The sequence below is a fragment of the Nocardioides sp. NPDC057767 genome (assembly GCF_042798275.1).
GTDB lineage: Bacteria > Actinomycetota > Actinomycetes > Propionibacteriales > Nocardioidaceae > Nocardioides.
Map to the genome: position 1 here is coordinate 1 of NZ_JBHVKJ010000129.1, position 1,322 is coordinate 1,322.

Annotated in this window: 1 protein-coding gene; it reads right to left on the bottom strand. The window is 65.2% G+C overall.

All coding sequences use genetic code 11. The features are described from left to right. Positions 1–153 precede the first annotated feature (153 nt). Positions 154–909 carry a L,D-transpeptidase family protein gene (locus ACFVDI_RS28665; protein ID WP_378912275.1) on the bottom strand — a complete coding sequence of 252 codons (756 nt, stop codon included), beginning with the start codon at positions 907–909 and terminating at the stop codon, positions 154–156. Positions 910–1,322 lie beyond the last annotated feature (413 nt).

Consider the following 1,322-nt stretch of genomic DNA (forward strand, 5'->3'; position numbering starts at 1 on the left):
TGCCGTCTGGCACGAGGGGCGATCTTCTTTTATGCGGATGTTTCACGTGGAACGGATGGAGGTCGAGCTTGTGCATCGGTGGTCGAGCCTGTCGAGACCACAGACCCCGTGACAGCGTGCTGGTCATCTCGACAAGCTCGACCACCGGAGCGCCTAGGACCAGTAGACGACGACCCGGTCACCGATGCGGATCTGGTCGAAGACCCACGCGATGGACGACTTGTTGCGGACGTTCACACAGCCGTGCGAGCAGCCGTTGTAGCCGCGGGCGGCGAAGTCGGACGAGTAGTGCACGGCCTGGCCGCCGTTGAAGAACATCGCGTACGGCATCGGCGTGTGGTAGATCGACGAGACGTGGTTGCGGCTCTTGCGGTAGACCTTGAACGCGCCTTCGCGGGTCTTGGTGTCGGCGCAGCCGAAGCGGGCGTCCATCGCCCGGACGATCTTGCCGGCGCGCACGTAGCGCATCCGGCGGTCGGTCTTGTCGATGCAGAGCACACGGCCGGTGAGGCAGCGGCGGTCGAGGTTGTAGAGCGCCGCGTCTGTGGGGGTGCTCGTCAGCGAGCGGAGACGGTCGAGGGTGCGCTGGTTGACCTTGCCGGTGATGGCCAGGCGCTGGTTGCGCTGGAAGACCTTGACGGCGCCGGTGGTCTTGGAGCCGTAGTTGCCGGTGACGCGGCCGGTGTAGATGCGCCGCTCCTTGAGGCGAGCCTGAACCCTGCGTACCCCGATGCCGGTCGAGCCCTGCTGGTAGAGGACGGTGTAAGCCGTGTGGAAGCCGGTCTGGCCGATCGAGGCCGACGGCGCACTGGCCTGGGCGCCGCTGGGCGCCGCGATCGAGCCCAGGGAGAATCCCAGGGCAAGGATGGTGGTGAGGAAGATCGCCACCGGGGTTCTACGGACGTTCACATCATCTCCGTGGGGTCAAAGGATCATGGCCCGGTCGTGCGGGCCGCTGGGGTCGCACTCGGGGTGCGACGTTCTACGACTAAGACGTTCGAGCAGCGCGCGCGGTTGCATCAGAATGCGCCATGGCTGCTCGCGGACTTTAGCGCACCGAGAGGTCGTGAGACCCCTTTCCGGACCCTTCTCCGGATTCGTTGGTACGGGGGTCGCGCAAAGGGACTCGGCGGGATGTGTTTCACGTGAAACGGGCGGTGGTCGAGCCTGTCGAGACCACCCTGGTTCGGGGGAGAAAGTGGTCTCGACAAGCTCGACCACCGGTCATCGAGCTTGTCGAGATGACTGTTGTTGGGGGTGGTGGTCTCGACAGGCTCGACCACCGGTCTTCGAGCTTGTCGAGATGACCCCTGAGGGGTGGG